Below are 14,271 nucleotides of genomic sequence, written 5' to 3' on the forward strand. Positions count from 1 at the left end.
TCGCGGCCGTGGGGAGTTCTACGCTTCCGCGGTGGCGGGGGCGTCCGTGATCAGCGGGCGGACCTCGCGGGTGATCTTCGGCTCGACGAAGAAGGAGGCCACGGGGATACAGCCCGCTGCCAGCACCCACAGGAGCTTGCCGAACGGCCACTTCGCCTTGGAGCCGAGATCGAAGGCGAAGACGACGTAGATGATGAACAGCACACCGTGGATCTGGGAGATCAGCATGGTGTCGCCGGTCTCGAACCCGTACTTCAGGATGATGGCCGCGGTGAAGACCAGCAGCCAGACGGCGGTGACGTACGCCATCACCCGGTAACGGGACAGCACATTCGACTTCATGGCATCGAGCGTAACCGGCAGGTGAGAGCGATCTTCGGGCGGGGCGGCGGCCCTGGAACGGGGGCCTGTGCCTCACTTCTGCGTCCCCGCGTCCCCGCGTGTCCCCGCCTTCCTGCGTTCCTACGTCCCCGCGTTCCTACGTCTCGTCGAAGTCGTGCGCCGAGACGCGCAGCGGGCGGAGCAGCGCGAAGATCTCCCCGCACTCCTCCGCGTCGTACGCGCCGAGCCCGAAGTCCATCTCCATCAGGTCGCGGGTGGCCGCCTCGACGACCTCCCGGCCCTTGCCGGTGATGGAGGCGAGGGTGCCTCGTCCGTCGTTCGGATTCGGCCGCTTGTCGACCAGACCGGACCTGACCAGCCGGTCCACGGTGTTCGTCACCGAGGTCGGATGGACCATCAGCCGCTCACCGATCTTGGACATCGGCAGCTCACCGGCCTTGGAGAAGGTGAGCAGAACGAGTGCCTCGTAGCGTGCGAACGTCAGTCCGTACGGCTTGACGACGGCGTCGACCTCGGCGAGCAGGATCTGGTGCGCGCGCATGATCGAGGTGATCGCCGCCATCGAGGGCACGGCACCCCAGCGCTGCTGCCAGAGCTCGTCGGCTCGGGCGATGGGATCGAAGGGAAGACTGAGCGGCTTCGGCACGGCACCGACCCTACCGACTGGTCATATGGCGGTCAGCTCCGTCTCGCCCTTCGGTCCTCCGTACCTCCGCGAGAAGCAGGAGCAGACATCCCGTGCCCACCACCGCGGACCCGGCGACCACCTGGTGCACGGGGAAGAACTCGGCCGCCAGGCCGGCCAGTGCCATACCGACGCCCTGGACCGTCATCATGCCCGCGGTCATGAGCGTCATCGCACGCCCGCGCAGTTCCTCCGGGACGGCGTCCACGTACCACTGGTCGAGGCCGAGGGTGTAGGCACTGGCAAGACCGGTCAGTACGAGGACGACCAGCGCCAGGGGCACTGCGGGCCGTACGGCGAAGACGGCGAGCGGCAGCAGACACACCGCGGCCACCGGCAGCACGATCCTGGAGCGCGTGCGGGGGCTGAGGACGGAGCCCGCGAAGAGCTCCCCGGCGATGTGGCCGACCGGCATGGTGCACATCAGCAGCCCGAGCGCGGCGGTGCCGACGCCGATCTCGTCGGCGTACGGGGCGCCGAGGGCCTCCGGCGCGACGACGAACATCGGCGGCACCCAGAACATCAGCGTCAGCGCGCGGATCCGGCGGTCGGCGAAGACCAGCCGGGCCCCGGCCAGCGACTCCCGCATCAGCGCCCCGCCCTGCCCGCCCCGAGGCGGGCGGCTGCGGGTGCCGAACCGCAGCAGCGCGGCGGAGCCGAGGAAGCTCACCGCGGTGATCGAGAGCGCGCCGCGCGCGGGTACGACGGCCAGGAGCACACCGCCTACGCCGAACCCGACGAGCAGAGCGCTCTGCGCGACGATCCGCAGGAGCGAGCGCCCGAGGACGTAGAGGCCACCGTCGCCAAGGATGTCGGCGAGGGTGGCGGCCCGCGTTCCGTTGAACACCGGCGAGACGGCGGCCACGGCGCACCGCAGGGCGAGCAGCCCGAGGACGGGCGTCCAGGGCAGCACCATCAGCGACGCGCACCCGGCACAGACCAGATCACACACGACGAGCACCCGGCGGGCCGGGTAGCGGTCGGCGACGCCGGCCAGGAGGGTCCCGCCGAGCAGGTACGGGAGGAAGCCGAGCGCGAAGGTGAGCGCGCTCATCAGGGGCGAACCGGTGAGGTCGTAGACGAGGACGGTGAGCGAGATCTCGCAGACGACGACCCCGAGGATGGACATGAGGTGCGCGGCGAAGACGGCCCGGAACTCATGGACCCGGAAGACGGCGAGATATCCGTCGGACGCACCGGTGTCCGCGCCGGGATGCGGGTGCCCGCCGGGCTCCGCTGCCGGGCCGGGGGCGTCGCCGGCGCCGGGACCTCGACCGGAGCCCGGGCCTTCACCGGGACCGGGACCTCGACCGCGGCCGGGGCCTCCACCGGGACCGGGGTGTTCCGCGCCTGCCTCCGCCAGGGCCGGTTCGCGACCCGCATGCCCGCCCGAGCCCATGCCCATGCCCTGCCGACCGGCGTGCGCGGGCCCCTCGTCCGGTACCGCGCCCGGCCCCGTGTCCGGCCCCGTGTCCGCTTGGGCGGCTGTCACCCCCGGGCGACCGTCAGCGCCCCCGCCTTCCTGTCCGTCACGGCCCGGCCGGGCCCCCCGCGCTCTCTTCGCCTGCTCGTTCCGCATGGGCGTCAGCGTGCCGTCGGCGGTCCCCACCGCCCTAGACTTTCGGCTTCAGCCGAATCTTCGATCTTCGGAAGGGGTTCAGGACGTGCCGTTCCATCTCCACTTCGGCGAAGTCGATCTGCTCCGATTCCGTTTCGCCCTCTCGCCCTTGTGGGAGACCCAGGAAGCCGTCCGCACCCTCACCCGGCCCGAGCGGCACGGATACCACCTGCCCTGGCTGCGCCGGATCCGGGAGGCGGCCGGCGGGCTGGAGCTCGCTCCCCTGCGGCTGCTGATGCCGCTGCGGGGGCACACTCCGGACTTTCTGGGCCCGCCCCCGATCGGTCCCGCCGCCTCCTTCGAGGAGGAGATCGCCGCGGTGCGGTCCGCCGACCCGGTCGCCGCACGCGAGGACATCAGGCAGTCCCTCGTCTGTACGCCCGGAGCCGTGGAGAGCGCCGCGGGCCTCGCCCTTCTCGCCGATCCCGCGCGTGCGGTGCGGGAGTTGGCCGATCTGCTGGAGCGTGCCTGGCAGGTGCTGGTGGAGCCCGAGTGGCCGCGGCTGCGCGCCCTGCTGGAGGCCGACGTGGCGTATCACTCGCGACGTCTTGCCGAGGTCGGACTCGAAGGGCTGCTCGCCGAGCTCCACCCGGCGCTCAGCTGGCAGGACCGCACGCTCACGCTGGCGAGGAAGGGCGAGCACGTACGGGACCTGGACGGCCGGGGTCTGGTCCTGATGCCCAGCGTCTTCGCCTGGCCGGACGTGGTCAGCGGATTCGAGCCGCCCTGGCAGCCGACCGTCGTCTATCCGGCGCGCGGCATCGGCAGCCTGTGGACCGAGGCCGGCTCCAGCACACCCGAGGCGCTGGCCCGGTTGCTCGGCCGGGCGCGGGCGGACGTCCTGTGCGCGCTCGACGAGCCCGCGGGGACGACCGCGCTCGCACACCGCCTCGGGCTCGCACCCTCATCCGTGTCGGCGCATCTGTCGGTGCTGCGCGGCGCGGGTCTGCTGACCTCGCGCCGCTACGGCCACCAGGTGCTGTACGAGCGGACACCGCTCGGTATCGCCCTGACGGCCGCACAACCGTCGTGACCGCGGGCGCCATGACCCGCAGGCGCCATGACCGCAGGCGCCATGACCCGCCGCCGCTACGCGGAGAGGTGCCGCTCCACGGTGTCGACCTTGGACGTCAGCCCGTCGGTGACGCCGGGCCGGATGTCGGCCTTGAGGACGACGGAGACACGCGGCGCACGGGCCTCGACCGCGGCGACGGCACGTCTGACGACGTCCATCACCTCGTCCCACTCTCCCTCGACCGAAGTGAACACGGCGTCCGTGCGGTTGGGCAGACCGGACTCGCGGACGACGCGGACCGCGTCGGCGACGTACTCCCCGACGTCCTCGCCGACGCCCAGCGGAGTGACCGAGAAGGCGACGATCACGCGTTCACCGTGCCCTCGCGGCGGGCGCGGGACGCGATGACCTCGGCCTCGGCCGCACGCCGCAGCTTGCGGTCCGCGACGAAGCCGCCGAAGGGGAGGACGGAGAGCACGAAGTAGAAGGCCGCGGTCGCCAGACCCCACTTGGCACGGTTCCAGGCGAGGACCCAGAAGATCACGTACAGGACGAAGAGCACGCCGTGGACCATGCCCATGACCGGGACCGCGTTGAACTCGGTGGTGCGCTTGAGCACCGAGCAGACCAGGAGCAGCAGGAACGAGACGGCCTCCGGGGCGGAGACCAGACGGAGGCGGTGGAGGGACGAGGCGGTCTTGATGTCCACGGGGGCACCTTCGGTGGGAGGAGGCGGCAGTGATCTTGTGAACGTGCGCACAAGCGCTGCACCATTGTGGCAGCCGCAGCGCCGTGCCCGGCGCCCGGGGTACCCCGGGGCAAACGCCGCATCAGGGGCCATGTCGGGGTTCGTATCCTCCCGGGGTATCTGTTCGCACCGCGCACCGGCCGCTAACGTCGCTCCGTGGCAACGTTCCGGCTCCAAGGGAGCAAGGTGCTCGCCGTCGACATGACCGGCGACTCCGTCAAAGCGAAGAACGGCTCGATGGTCGCCTACGACGGCCAGGTGGCGTTCAAGAAGATGTCCGGCGGCGGTGAGGGCATCCGAGGGATGGTCACTCGCCGCCTCACCGGAGAACAGATGACCGTGATGGAGGTCAAGGGGCAGGGCACCTGCTACTTCGCCGACCGCGCGTCCGAGATCAACCTGGTGAACCTGCACGGCGACAAGCTGTATGTCGAGGCGAGCAATCTGCTCTGCACCGACGCCGGGCTGCGTACCGGGACCACCTTCACCGGCCTGCGCGGCGGTGCGAGTGGGAACGGCCTGTTCACCACGACCGTGGAGGGCACCGGCCAGGCGGCGATCATGTCCGACGGCGCGGCCGTGGTGCTGCGGGTGACGCCCCAGTACCCGCTCTCCGTCGACCCCGGCGCCTACATCGCCCACCAGGGCAACCTGCGGCAGGACTTCCAGTCCGGGGTGACGTTCCGCACGTTCCTGGGCGAGGGCGGCGGCGAGGCCTTCCAGATCCGCTTCGAGGGCGACGGCCTGGTCTATGTGCAGCCGAGCGAGCGGAACACCATCGGAGGGGACGTCTGATGCCGTTCCGCGAAATCAACTCAAAAATGGTCGAGGCGACGGTCGTCCCGGGCCAGAAGATGTTCAGCCAGCGCGGCGCGATGCTCGCGTACCGGGGTGATGTCTCCTTCACGCCGAACATCCAGGGCGGCCAGGGCGGCCTGATGTCGATGATCGGGCGGCGGGTTGCCAACGAGGCGACCCCGCTGATGACGGTCGAGGGCAACGGCACGGTGATGTTCGGCCACGGCGGCCACCACATCCAGGTGATCCAGCTGACCGGCGACACCCTGTACGTCGAGGCGGACCGGCTGCTCGCCTTCGACGGGACACTCCAGCAGGGCACGATGTTCATGGGCTCGCAGGGCGGGGTCATGGGCATGGTGCGCGGTCAGGTGACCGGCCAGGGGCTTTTCACCACGACACTCAAGGGGCACGGCGCGGTCGCCGTCATGGCGCACGGCGGTGTGATCGAGCTTCCGATCATGCCGGGGCGCGACATCCATGTGGACCCTCAGGCGTATGTCGCGCACCACGGCGACGTACGCAACAAGCTCTCCACGGCGCTCGGCTGGCGCGACATGGTGGGGCGCGGCTCGGGCGAGGCCTTCCAGCTGGAACTGAGCGGCAGTGGCGCGGTGTTCGTACAGGCCTCGGAGGAGAAGCTGTGACCGGTCCGGTGGTCTTCGACCCGATGACGCTGCCGAGCGACGACAACGTCAACAAGTACACCTTCTGCGTGGAGCTGAAGGGCAGCCAGTGGTTCCTGCAGAAGGGGAAGATGATCGCCTACTACGGGCGCATCGACTTCAACGGCATCGGCCACGGCCGGCTCGACCGGCTGCTGCGGACGTCCTTCCACTCGCCGCTGCACGCCGCCGACTGGGTGGTGGCGGAGGGCAGCGGCAAGATGCTGCTCGCCGACCGGGCCTTCGACGTCAACTCCTACGACCTGGAGGAGGGGAACCTGACGATCCGGTCCGGGAATCTGCTGGCGTACCAGCCGAGTCTCGCGCTGAAGCAGTCGATCGTGCCGGGCTTCCTCACACTGATCGGCACGGGCAAGTTCGTGGCCGCGTCGAACGGCCCGGTGGTCTTCATGGAGCCGCCGATCCGGGTGGATCCGCAGGCGCTGGTGGGCTGGGCCGACTGCCCCTCCCCCTGCCATCACTACGACCACGGCTACATGACCGGCGTCATGGGCGGTCTGCGGGCGATGACGGGAGTCGGCGGGGCCTCCGGCGAGGAGCACCAGTTCGAGTTCGTCGGCGCCGGTTCGGTGCTGCTGCAGTCGACCGAGGTGCTGATGCCCGAGCAGGCGGTGGGCGCGACGCCCGCTCAGCCGGGCGTCCCGGGGGGCCACGCGGGAGCCGGAGCCCCAGGTCAACACGGGTCCACTCCCCGTCTCCCGGGCCAGCTGGGGGACCTCCAGCGTCGCTTCGGCCTGTGAGCGGTAGTCTGCGGAGTGTGACGTCGAACGTCTGCGCCCTTGTGGGCGCCGCCTCCTTGGCGCGCCGGGTGCCCGGCGTCACATCCACCGACTTCGTCCGTCTTTCAACTTCTTAGGTAGAATCCATATATGGAGACCGAGACGGCCACCCGCTGGCTGACCGATGACGAGCAGTGCGCCTGGCGCACCCACCTGGACGTCAGCAGGCTGCTGATGCACCAGCTCGAAAAGGACCTCCAGCCGTTCGGCCTGACCAACAACGACTACGAGATCCTGGTCAACCTCTCGGAGTCGCCGGAGCGGCGGATGCGGATGAGTGACCTGGCCGCGGCCACCCTGCAGTCCAAGAGCCGCCTCTCCCACCAGATCACCCGCATGGAGAACGCGGGACTGGTCCGCAGGGAGAACTGCGAGTCGGACCGGCGCGGGCTGTACGCCGTACTGACCGAGCAGGGCACGGAGACCATGCAGAAGGTCGCGCCGCACCATGTCGCGTCCGTACGCAAGCACTTCATCGACCTGCTGACGCCCCAGGCGCTCGCCGAGCTGCGCGAGTCGCTGTCACCGGTGGCCGAGCATCTGCGCGGGCGGCGCGGCAAGCCGTAACGGCTTCGGCCGGCGGGGGGCCTCACCGGCCTGCCCCGCCGGCTCCGAAGGCCCCGGGCGCGCCCCAGGGGCGTCCTGGGTCGGCTCGGGCCTACGACCGCGTGATCCCCGCGACCAACTCGGGCCTACGACCGCGTGATCCCCGCGACCAGCTCGTCCGCCGCCCTGTACGGGTCCAGCTCCCCCGCCACGATCCGTTCCGCCAGGGCTCCCAGCCGGCGGTCGCCGTGCAGATCGCCGATGCGCTCACGCAGGGCCGTCACCGCGATCGTCTCCACCTCGCCCGCCGCCCTGGCCGCGCGCCGCTCCGCGAGGACGCCGTGCTCCTCCATCCACGCGCGGTGCTTCTCCAGCGCCTCGACCACCTCGTCGATGCCCTCGCCGCGCGCGGCGACCGTCTTCACGATGGGCGGGCGCCAGTCCCCGGGCCCCCTCGCCTCACCCAGGCTCAGCATGTGGTTCAGTTCGCGGGCCGTCGCGTCCGCGCCGTCCCGGTCCGCTTTGTTGACGACGTACACATCGCCGATCTCCAGAATGCCCGCCTTCGCTGCCTGGATGCCGTCACCCATGCCGGGCGCCAGCAGCACCACCGAGGTGTCGGCCTGGGAGGCGATCTCGACCTCCGACTGGCCCACGCCGACCGTCTCCACGAGGACCACGTCACAGCCCGCCGCGTCCAGGACGCGGATCGCCTGCGGGGCCGCCCACGCCAGGCCGCCCAGATGGCCGCGCGTGGCCATGGAGCGGATGTAGACGCCCGGGTCGGACGCGTGGTCCGACATCCGGACCCGGTCGCCCAGCAGCGCCCCGCCCGAGAAGGGCGAGGACGGGTCGACAGCGAGGACACCGACCCGCTTCCCCGCCTTGCGGTAAGCGGTCACCAGCGCCGACGTGGAGGTGGATTTGCCGACGCCGGGCGAGCCCGTCAGGCCCACCACGTACGCCCCTCCCGTCAGCGGGGCGAGGGCCGCCATCACCTCGCGCAGATGCGGGGACGCCCCCTCCACCAGCGAGATCAGCCGGGCCACCGCCCTCGGCCGGCCTTCCCTCGCCTGGGCGACGAGCTGGGGGACGTCCACCATTGCCGTGCTCCTCAACTCGACTTACTTGCCCGGAACGCGGACGATCAGCGCGTCGCCCTGACCGCCGCCGCCGCACAGCGCGGCAGCACCCACACCACCGCCGCGGCGCTTCAGCTCCAGCGCCAGATGGAGAACCACGCGTGCGCCGGACATGCCGATCGGGTGGCCCAGGGCGATCGCACCGCCGTTGACGTTCACCTTTTCCGGGGATACCCCGAGATCCTTCATTGACTGCACGGCGACCGCGGCGAACGCCTCGTTGATCTCGATGAGGTCGAGGTCGTCGACCCCGATGCCCTCCTTGCGCAGCGCGTGCTGGATCGCGTTGGACGGCTGGGACTGAAGGGAGTTGTCGGGTCCGGCGACATTGCCGTGCGCGCCGATCTCCGCGATCCAGTCGAGGCCGAGCTCCTCGGCCTTCGCCTTGCTCATCACCACGACCGCCGCCGCACCGTCGGAGATCTGCGAAGAGGTGCCGGCGGTGATCGTGCCGTCCTTGGCGAACGCGGGGCGCAGCTTGCGCAGCGACTCCGCGGTCGTCTCGGCGCGGATGCCCTCGTCCTTGGTGAACAGGATGGGCTCGCCCTTGCGCTGCGGGATCTCGACCGGTGTGATCTCCGCCTCGAACAGGCCGTTCTTCTGCGCGGCGGCGGCCCGCTGGTGGGAGAGCGCCGCGATCTCGTCCTGCGCCGGGCGCGCGATGCCGAGCCGGGTGTTGTGCTTCTCCGTCGACTCGCCCATGGCGACGCCCTCGAAGGAGTCGGTCAGACCGTCGTACGCCATCGAGTCGAGCATCTCGATCGCGCCGTACTTGTAGCCGTCGCGCGACTTCGGAAGGAGGTGCGGCGCGTTGGTCATGGACTCCTGGCCGCCGGCGACGACGATGTCGAACTCGCCGGCGCGGATCAGCTGGTCGGCCAGCGCGATGGCGTCGAGCCCGGAGAGACAGACCTTGTTGATCGTGAGCGCGGGCACGCTCATCGGGATGCCCGCCTTGACCGCCGCCTGGCGTGCCGGGATCTGCCCCGCCCCGGCCTGGAGCACCTGGCCCATGATCACGTACTGCACCTGATCACCACCGATGCCCGCCCGGTCGAGCGCCGCCTTGATGGCGAAGCCGCCGAGATCGGCGCCGGAGAAGGACTTGAGGGAACCGAGCAGACGTCCCATGGGCGTTCGGGCGCCCGCGACGATCACTGAGGTGGTACCGGTCGTTCCAGACATGAGACAGGATCCCCTTCCAGCACGGAGCTGAGGAGTGAACGAGGGTTTACCTCAATGTACTGAGCGGTACTGGCCCCGGTCACCGGGCAGCCAGTGTGATCGCGCGCACGTTGCGTAACCGGCCTCCGGGGCGATGCACTGGTGGAATGCTGACGCGAATCGACCACATCGGGATCGCCTGTTTCGACCTCGACACGACTGTTGAGTTCTACCGGGCCACCTACGGCTTCGAGGTGTTCCACACCGAGGTCAACGAAGAGCAGGGCGTCCGGGAGGCCATGCTCAAGATCAATGAGACGTCCGACGGCGGCGCCTCCTACCTCCAGCTCCTGGAGCCCACCCGCGAGGACTCGGCGGTCGGAAAGTGGCTGGCCAAGAATGGTGAGGGGGTGCATCACATCGCCTTCGGCACGGCGGACGTGGACGGCGACGCCCAGTCGATCCGGGACAAGGGCGTGCGGGTCCTCTACGACGAGCCCCGTATCGGCTCCATGGGCAGCCGTATCACCTTTCTCCACCCCAAGGACTGCCACGGCGTCCTCACCGAACTCGTCACCTCTGCAACGGAGCACTGACCCTCACGATTCCCGGCCCGGTAGAGTGGGCGATTCCGGGCCGGGGCCGGGTCGGGGCCGCGCCGCGTCCTCGCCGTTGATCTGTCACCATTCCCCGGGGGACCGTTCGCCGGCGAACGGTGCTCGTACGGAGAAAGTTGCGACCAGGGGACGGATGGGACCGCGCAGTGCGGGGCTACGAACGCCAGGAGAGCCACCGAGCTGACGACGACCACCTCTCGCGGTTCGAAGCCGAGATGGACCGGCTGAAGACCGAGCGGGAGAAGGCCGTCCAGCACGCCGAGGACCTCGGTTACCAGGTCGAGGTGTTGCGCGCCAAGCTCCATGAGGCGCGTCGCACCCTTGCCTCCCGTCCCTCGTACGACAGCGCGGACATCGGCTACCAGGCCGAGCAGTTGCTCCGTAACGCCCAGATCCAGGCCGACCAGCTCCGCACGGACGCCGAGCGCGAGCTGCGCGATGCCCGAGCGCAGACCCAGCGCATCCTCCAGGAGCACGCCGAGCACCAGGCCCGGCTCCAGGCCGAGCTGCACTCCGAGGCGAACCAGCGCCGGCAGCGGCTGGACCAGGAGCTGGCCGAGCGCCGCCAGACCGTCGAGGCGCACGTCAACGAGAACGTCGCCTGGGCCGAGCAGCTGCGCGCCCGTACCGAGGCACAGGCCCGCCGGCTCCTCGACGAGTCCCGCGCCGAGGCCGAGCAGGCCCTGGCCGCCGCCCGCGCCGAGGCCACCCGCGTCGCCGAGGAGGCACGCCACCGGCTCGGCTCCGAGGCCGAGTCGGCCCGCTCCGAGGCCGAGTCGATCCTGCTGCGCGCCCGCAAGGACGCCGAGCGGCTGCTGAACGCCGCCTCGAACCAGGCGCAGGAGGCCACCAGCCACGCCGAGCAGCTGCGCTCCTCCACCAGCGCCGAGTCCGACCAGGCCCGCCAGCAGGCGGCCGAGCTGAGCCGCGCCGCCGAGCAGCGGATCCAGGAGGCGCAGGAGAAGCTCCGCGAGGCCCGCGCGGAGGCCGAGAAGGTCCTGACCGAGGCCAAGGACTCGGCGGCCAAGCAGGTGGCGACCGCCGAGTCGGTCAACGAGCAGCGCACCCGTACCGCCAAGGCGGAGATCGCCCGGCTGGTCGGCGAGGCCACCACGGAGGCCGAGGCGCTCAAGGCGGAGGCCGAGCAGGCGCTCGCGGATGCCCGCGCGGAGGCCGAGAAGCTGGTCGCCGGCGCGGCGGAGAAGGCCAAGACGGTCGCGGCCGAGGACTCTGCCGCTCAGCTCGCCAAGGCGGCCCGTACCGCCGAGGAGGTCCTGACCAAGGCCACCGAGGACGCGCGGCAGACCACCCGCAAGGCGGGCGAGGAGGCGGAGCGGATCCGCCACAAGGCCGAGGCCGAGGCGGACCGGCTGCGCGGCGAGGCCGCCGAGCAGGCCGACCAGCTCAAGGGCGCGGCCAAGGACGACACCAAGGAGTACCGCGCCAAGACGGTCGAGCTGCAGGAGGAGGCGCGCCGGCTGCGCGGCGAGGCCGAGCAGCTGCGGGCCGAGGCGGTCGCCGAGGGCGAGCGCATCCGCGGTGAGGCCCGCCGGGAGGCCGTCCAGCAGATCGAGGAGTCGGCCAGCACCGCCGAGGATCTGCTCACCAAGGCACGGGCCGACGCCGACGAGCTGCGGTCGACCGCCACCAACGACAGCCAGAAGGTCCGCACCGAAGCGATCGAGCGCGCCACCACGCTGCGCAAGCAGGCCGAGGAGACGCTGGAGCGCACCCGCGCCGAGGCCGAGCGGCTGCGCGCCGAGGCCGAGGAGCAGGCGGAGGGCGTCAGGTCGGCCGCCGAGCAGGCGGGCGCCGAACTGCGCGTGGAGGCCGAGCGCGGCATCACCGCCCGCCAGGCCGAGGCCGCCGACGAACTGACCAGGCTGCACACCGAGGCCGAGGCCCGGGTGGCAGCCGCCGAGCAGAACCTGGCCGACGCCCGTGGCGAGGCCGAGCGCATCCGCCGCGAGGCCGCGGAGGAGACGGAGCGGCTTCGCACCGAGGCCGCCGAGCGCATCCGTACGCTTCAGGCGCAGGCCGAGCAGGAGGCGGAGCGGCTGCGCACGGAAGCCGCCGCCGACGCCTCGACCACCCGCGCCGAGGCCGACAACATCGCGGTACGGCTGCGCAGCGAGGCCTCGAACGAGGCCGAGCGGCTCAAGAACGAGGCGCAGGAGAGCGCCGACCGGCTGCGCGCCGAGGCCAACGCCGCGGCCGACCGGGTCGGCGTCGAGGCCGCCGAGGCGCTGGCCGCCGCCCAGGAGGAGGCGAGCCGGCGTCGGCGCGAGGCGGAGGAGATCCTCGAATCCGCCCGCGGCGAGGCGAACCGCGAACGTGAGCTCGCCCGCGAGCAGAGCGAGGAACTGCTCGCCTCCGCCCGCAACCGGGTCGAGGAGGCGCAGACCGAGGCGCACCGGCTCGTGGAGGAGGCCGACCGCCGCGCCACCGAGATGGTGGGCACCGCGGAGCAGACCGCCCAGCAGGTCCGGGACTCGGTCAACGGCCTCCAGGACCAGGCCGAGCAGGAGATCGCCGGACTGCGTTCCGCGGCCGAGCACTCCGCCGACCGCACCAGGAGCGAGGCACAGCAGGAGGCGGACCGGGTCCGCGCCGACGCGTACGCCGAGCGGGAGCGGGCCGCCGAGGACGCGGGCCGGCTGCGGGCGAGGGCCCAGGAGGAGACCGAGGCGGCGAACGCGCTGGCCGAGCGGACCGTTTCGGAAGCGATCACCGAGTCGGACCGGCTGCGCGCCGACACCGCGGAGTACGCGCAGCGGATGCGTAGGGAGGCGTCGGACGCCCTCGCCTCGGCCGAGCAGGACGCCTCGCGCGCCCGTGCCGAGGCGCGCGAGGACGCCAACCGGATCCGCTCCGACGCCGCCATCCAGGCCGACCGGCTCATCGGCGAGGCGACGAGCGAGAGCGAGCTGCTGCGTACCGAGGCGGCCGAGGCGCTTGCCTCCGCGGAGGAGTCCGCGACGCGGCTCCTCGGCGAGGCCGAGCAGATCAAGGCGGAGGCCGAGACCGAGGCCGAGCGGCTGCACGCCGGCATCCGGGGCGAGGGCGAGCAGATCCTGGACGAGGCCCGCGAGGCGGCCGACAAGCGCCGTGCCGACGCGGCGGCCCAGGTGGACCAGCTGATGTCCGAGGCGACCGGAGAGGCGGAGCGGCTGCGCGCCGAGGCCGCCGACACGGTGGGCTCGGCCCAGCAGGCGGCCGAGCGGATCAAGTCCGAGGCGCAGAAGATCAAGGCCAACGCGGAGGCGGCGGCGGAGCGGATGCGCGCCGAGGCGCGCGAGGAGGCGGACCGCACCGTCGACGAGGCGCGTGTGGCCGGGGCGAAGCGCCGCGCGGACGCCGCCGAGCAGGCCGACCAGCTGATCAACAAGGCTCAGGAGGAGGCGCTGCGCGCGGCCACCGAGGCCGAGGAGCAGGCCGACACGATGGTCGGCGCGGCCCGCAAGGAAGCCGAGCGGCTGGTCGCCGAGGCGACCGTCGAGGGCAACTCCCTGGTGGAGAAGGCCCGCACCGACGCCGACGAGCTCCTGGTCGGCGCCCGCCGGGACGCCACGGCCATAAGGGAGCGCGGCGAGGAGCTGCGGGCCCGGGTCGAGGCCGAGATCGAGGAGCTGCACGAGCGGGCCCGCCGGGAGACCGCCGAGCAGATGAAGTCCGCGGGCGAGCGCGTCGACCAGCTGGTGAAGGCCGCGACCGAGCAGCAGGCCGAGGCGGCGGCGAAGGCCAAGGAGCTGCTGTCCGACGCCAATTCCGAGGCGGGAACGGTCCGTATCGCCGCGGTCAGGAAGGCGGAGGGGCTCCTCAAGGAGGCCGAGCAGAAGAAGGCCGAGCTGGTGCGCGAGGCGGAGCGGATCAGGTCGGAGGCCCAGACCGAGGCCGACCGTCTGGTGGGCGACGGCAAGCGGGAGCTCGATGTGCTCGTCCGCAGACGCAAGGACATTCAGGCGGAGATTTCCCGTGTCCAGGACGTACTTGAAGCGTTGGAATCTTTCGAGACACCGGCCGGGGGCGGCAAGGAGGGGAACGGTGTGAAAGCAGGCGTGACCGCGGGGGTTACACGTTCGAGTGGCAAGTCGTCGGAGGGCTAGCCACTCAAAAGGCTGGACATTCTCC

At 71.4% G+C, this 14,271-nt stretch carries 14 protein-coding genes; 7 read left to right on the forward strand and 7 right to left on the reverse strand.

The genetic code is table 11. The features are described from left to right. Window positions 1–18: 18 nt before the first annotated feature. The 3 genes from OG293_RS09940 to OG293_RS09950 form a co-directional block, all read right to left on the reverse strand. Complete coding sequence (locus OG293_RS09940) at window positions 19–342, reverse strand: DUF3817 domain-containing protein (protein WP_405998411.1); 324 nt, start codon at window positions 340–342, stop codon at window positions 19–21. Window positions 343–478: 136 nt separating this feature from the next. Beyond that, complete coding sequence (locus OG293_RS09945) at window positions 479–988, reverse strand: MarR family winged helix-turn-helix transcriptional regulator (RefSeq protein ID WP_405998412.1); 510 nt, start codon at window positions 986–988, stop codon at window positions 479–481. A gap of 10 nt (window positions 989–998) precedes the next feature. Further along, window positions 999–2,426 carry an MFS transporter gene (locus OG293_RS09950; protein ID WP_406003549.1) on the reverse strand — a complete coding sequence of 476 codons (1,428 nt, stop codon included), beginning with the start codon at window positions 2,424–2,426 and terminating at the stop codon, window positions 999–1,001. Window positions 2,427–2,691: 265 nt separating this feature from the next. Here OG293_RS09950 and OG293_RS09955 point away from each other — a divergent pair, with 265 nt between their 5' ends. Continuing rightward, the gene (locus OG293_RS09955; RefSeq protein WP_405998413.1) at window positions 2,692–3,678 is read left to right on the forward strand and encodes a DUF5937 family protein; all 987 of its coding nucleotides are present in this window, start codon (window positions 2,692–2,694) and stop codon (window positions 3,676–3,678) included. 56 nt (window positions 3,679–3,734) lie between these two features. Here the strand turns inward: OG293_RS09955 and OG293_RS09960 are convergent, their stop codons facing one another. Continuing rightward, the gene (locus tag OG293_RS09960; protein WP_405998414.1) at window positions 3,735–4,028 is read right to left on the reverse strand and encodes an MTH1187 family thiamine-binding protein; all 294 of its coding nucleotides are present in this window, start codon (window positions 4,026–4,028) and stop codon (window positions 3,735–3,737) included. Beyond that, window positions 4,025–4,369, reverse strand: a complete 345-nt coding sequence (locus OG293_RS09965) for a DUF3817 domain-containing protein (RefSeq protein ID WP_405998415.1) — start codon at window positions 4,367–4,369, stop codon at window positions 4,025–4,027. The genes OG293_RS09960 and OG293_RS09965 overlap by 4 nt, the downstream gene beginning before the upstream one ends. Before the next feature lie 195 nt (window positions 4,370–4,564). Here OG293_RS09965 and OG293_RS09970 point away from each other — a divergent pair, with 195 nt between their 5' ends. The 4 genes from OG293_RS09970 to OG293_RS09985 all read left to right on the forward strand — a co-directional run bounded on the left by OG293_RS09970 (window position 4,565) and on the right by OG293_RS09985 (window position 7,238). Continuing rightward, complete coding sequence (locus OG293_RS09970) at window positions 4,565–5,203, forward strand: AIM24 family protein (RefSeq protein WP_405998416.1); 639 nt, start codon at window positions 4,565–4,567, stop codon at window positions 5,201–5,203. Next, window positions 5,203–5,853, forward strand: a complete 651-nt coding sequence (locus OG293_RS09975; RefSeq protein WP_405998417.1) for an AIM24 family protein — start codon at window positions 5,203–5,205, stop codon at window positions 5,851–5,853. The genes OG293_RS09970 and OG293_RS09975 overlap by 1 nt, the downstream gene beginning before the upstream one ends. After that, window positions 5,850–6,632: an AIM24 family protein gene (locus OG293_RS09980; RefSeq protein WP_405998418.1), complete on the forward strand. Its 783-nt coding sequence runs from the start codon at window positions 5,850–5,852 to the stop codon at window positions 6,630–6,632. The genes OG293_RS09975 and OG293_RS09980 overlap by 4 nt, the downstream gene beginning before the upstream one ends. 129 nt (window positions 6,633–6,761) lie before the next feature. Continuing rightward, complete coding sequence (locus OG293_RS09985; RefSeq protein ID WP_405998419.1) at window positions 6,762–7,238, forward strand: MarR family winged helix-turn-helix transcriptional regulator; 477 nt, start codon at window positions 6,762–6,764, stop codon at window positions 7,236–7,238. Window positions 7,239–7,363: 125 nt separating this feature from the next. On the opposite strand, the gene meaB is transcribed toward OG293_RS09985, so the two are convergent. Together meaB and OG293_RS09995 are read right to left on the reverse strand one after the other, a co-directional pair. Beyond that, complete coding sequence (gene meaB, locus OG293_RS09990; RefSeq protein ID WP_405998420.1) at window positions 7,364–8,320, reverse strand: methylmalonyl Co-A mutase-associated GTPase MeaB; 957 nt, start codon at window positions 8,318–8,320, stop codon at window positions 7,364–7,366. A 21-nt stretch (window positions 8,321–8,341) separates the two neighbouring features. Then, a complete protein-coding gene (locus OG293_RS09995) occupies window positions 8,342–9,544 on the reverse strand; it encodes an acetyl-CoA C-acetyltransferase (RefSeq protein ID WP_405998421.1) in 1,203 nt (400 codons plus the stop codon). 146 nt (window positions 9,545–9,690) lie between these two features. On the opposite strand from OG293_RS09995, the gene mce reads away from it, so the two are divergent. Further along, a complete protein-coding gene (gene mce / locus OG293_RS10000) occupies window positions 9,691–10,119 on the forward strand; it encodes a methylmalonyl-CoA epimerase (RefSeq protein WP_405998422.1) in 429 nt (142 codons plus the stop codon). A 167-nt stretch (window positions 10,120–10,286) separates the two neighbouring features. Then, entirely contained in the window at window positions 10,287–14,246 is a 3,960-nt protein-coding gene (gene scy, locus OG293_RS10005) for a polarized growth protein Scy (protein WP_405998423.1), read from the forward strand. The last annotated feature ends 25 nt before the right edge of the window (window positions 14,247–14,271 follow it).

Source organism: Streptomyces sp. NBC_00829, assembly GCF_045161795.1.
Lineage (GTDB): Bacteria > Actinomycetota > Actinomycetes > Streptomycetales > Streptomycetaceae > Streptomyces.

What these genes read in the sequence shown, in the direction of transcription:
- OG293_RS09975 (WP_405998417.1), top strand. Translation starts at nt 5,203, where the DNA reads ATGCCGTTCCGCGAAATCAACTCAAAAATGGTCGAGGCGACGGTCGTC.
- meaB (WP_405998420.1), bottom strand. Translation starts at nt 8,320, where the DNA reads ATGGTGGACGTCCCCCAGCTCGTCGCCCAGGCGAGGGAAGGCCGGCCG.
- OG293_RS09940 (WP_405998411.1), bottom strand. Translation starts at nt 342, where the DNA reads ATGAAGTCGAATGTGCTGTCCCGTTACCGGGTGATGGCGTACGTCACC.
- OG293_RS09995 (WP_405998421.1), bottom strand. Translation starts at nt 9,544, where the DNA reads ATGTCTGGAACGACCGGTACCACCTCAGTGATCGTCGCGGGCGCCCGA.
- OG293_RS09985 (WP_405998419.1), top strand. Translation starts at nt 6,762, where the DNA reads ATGGAGACCGAGACGGCCACCCGCTGGCTGACCGATGACGAGCAGTGC.
- mce (WP_405998422.1), top strand. Translation starts at nt 9,691, where the DNA reads ATGCTGACGCGAATCGACCACATCGGGATCGCCTGTTTCGACCTCGAC.
- OG293_RS09950 (WP_406003549.1), bottom strand. Translation starts at nt 2,426, where the DNA reads ATGGGCTCGGGCGGGCATGCGGGTCGCGAACCGGCCCTGGCGGAGGCA.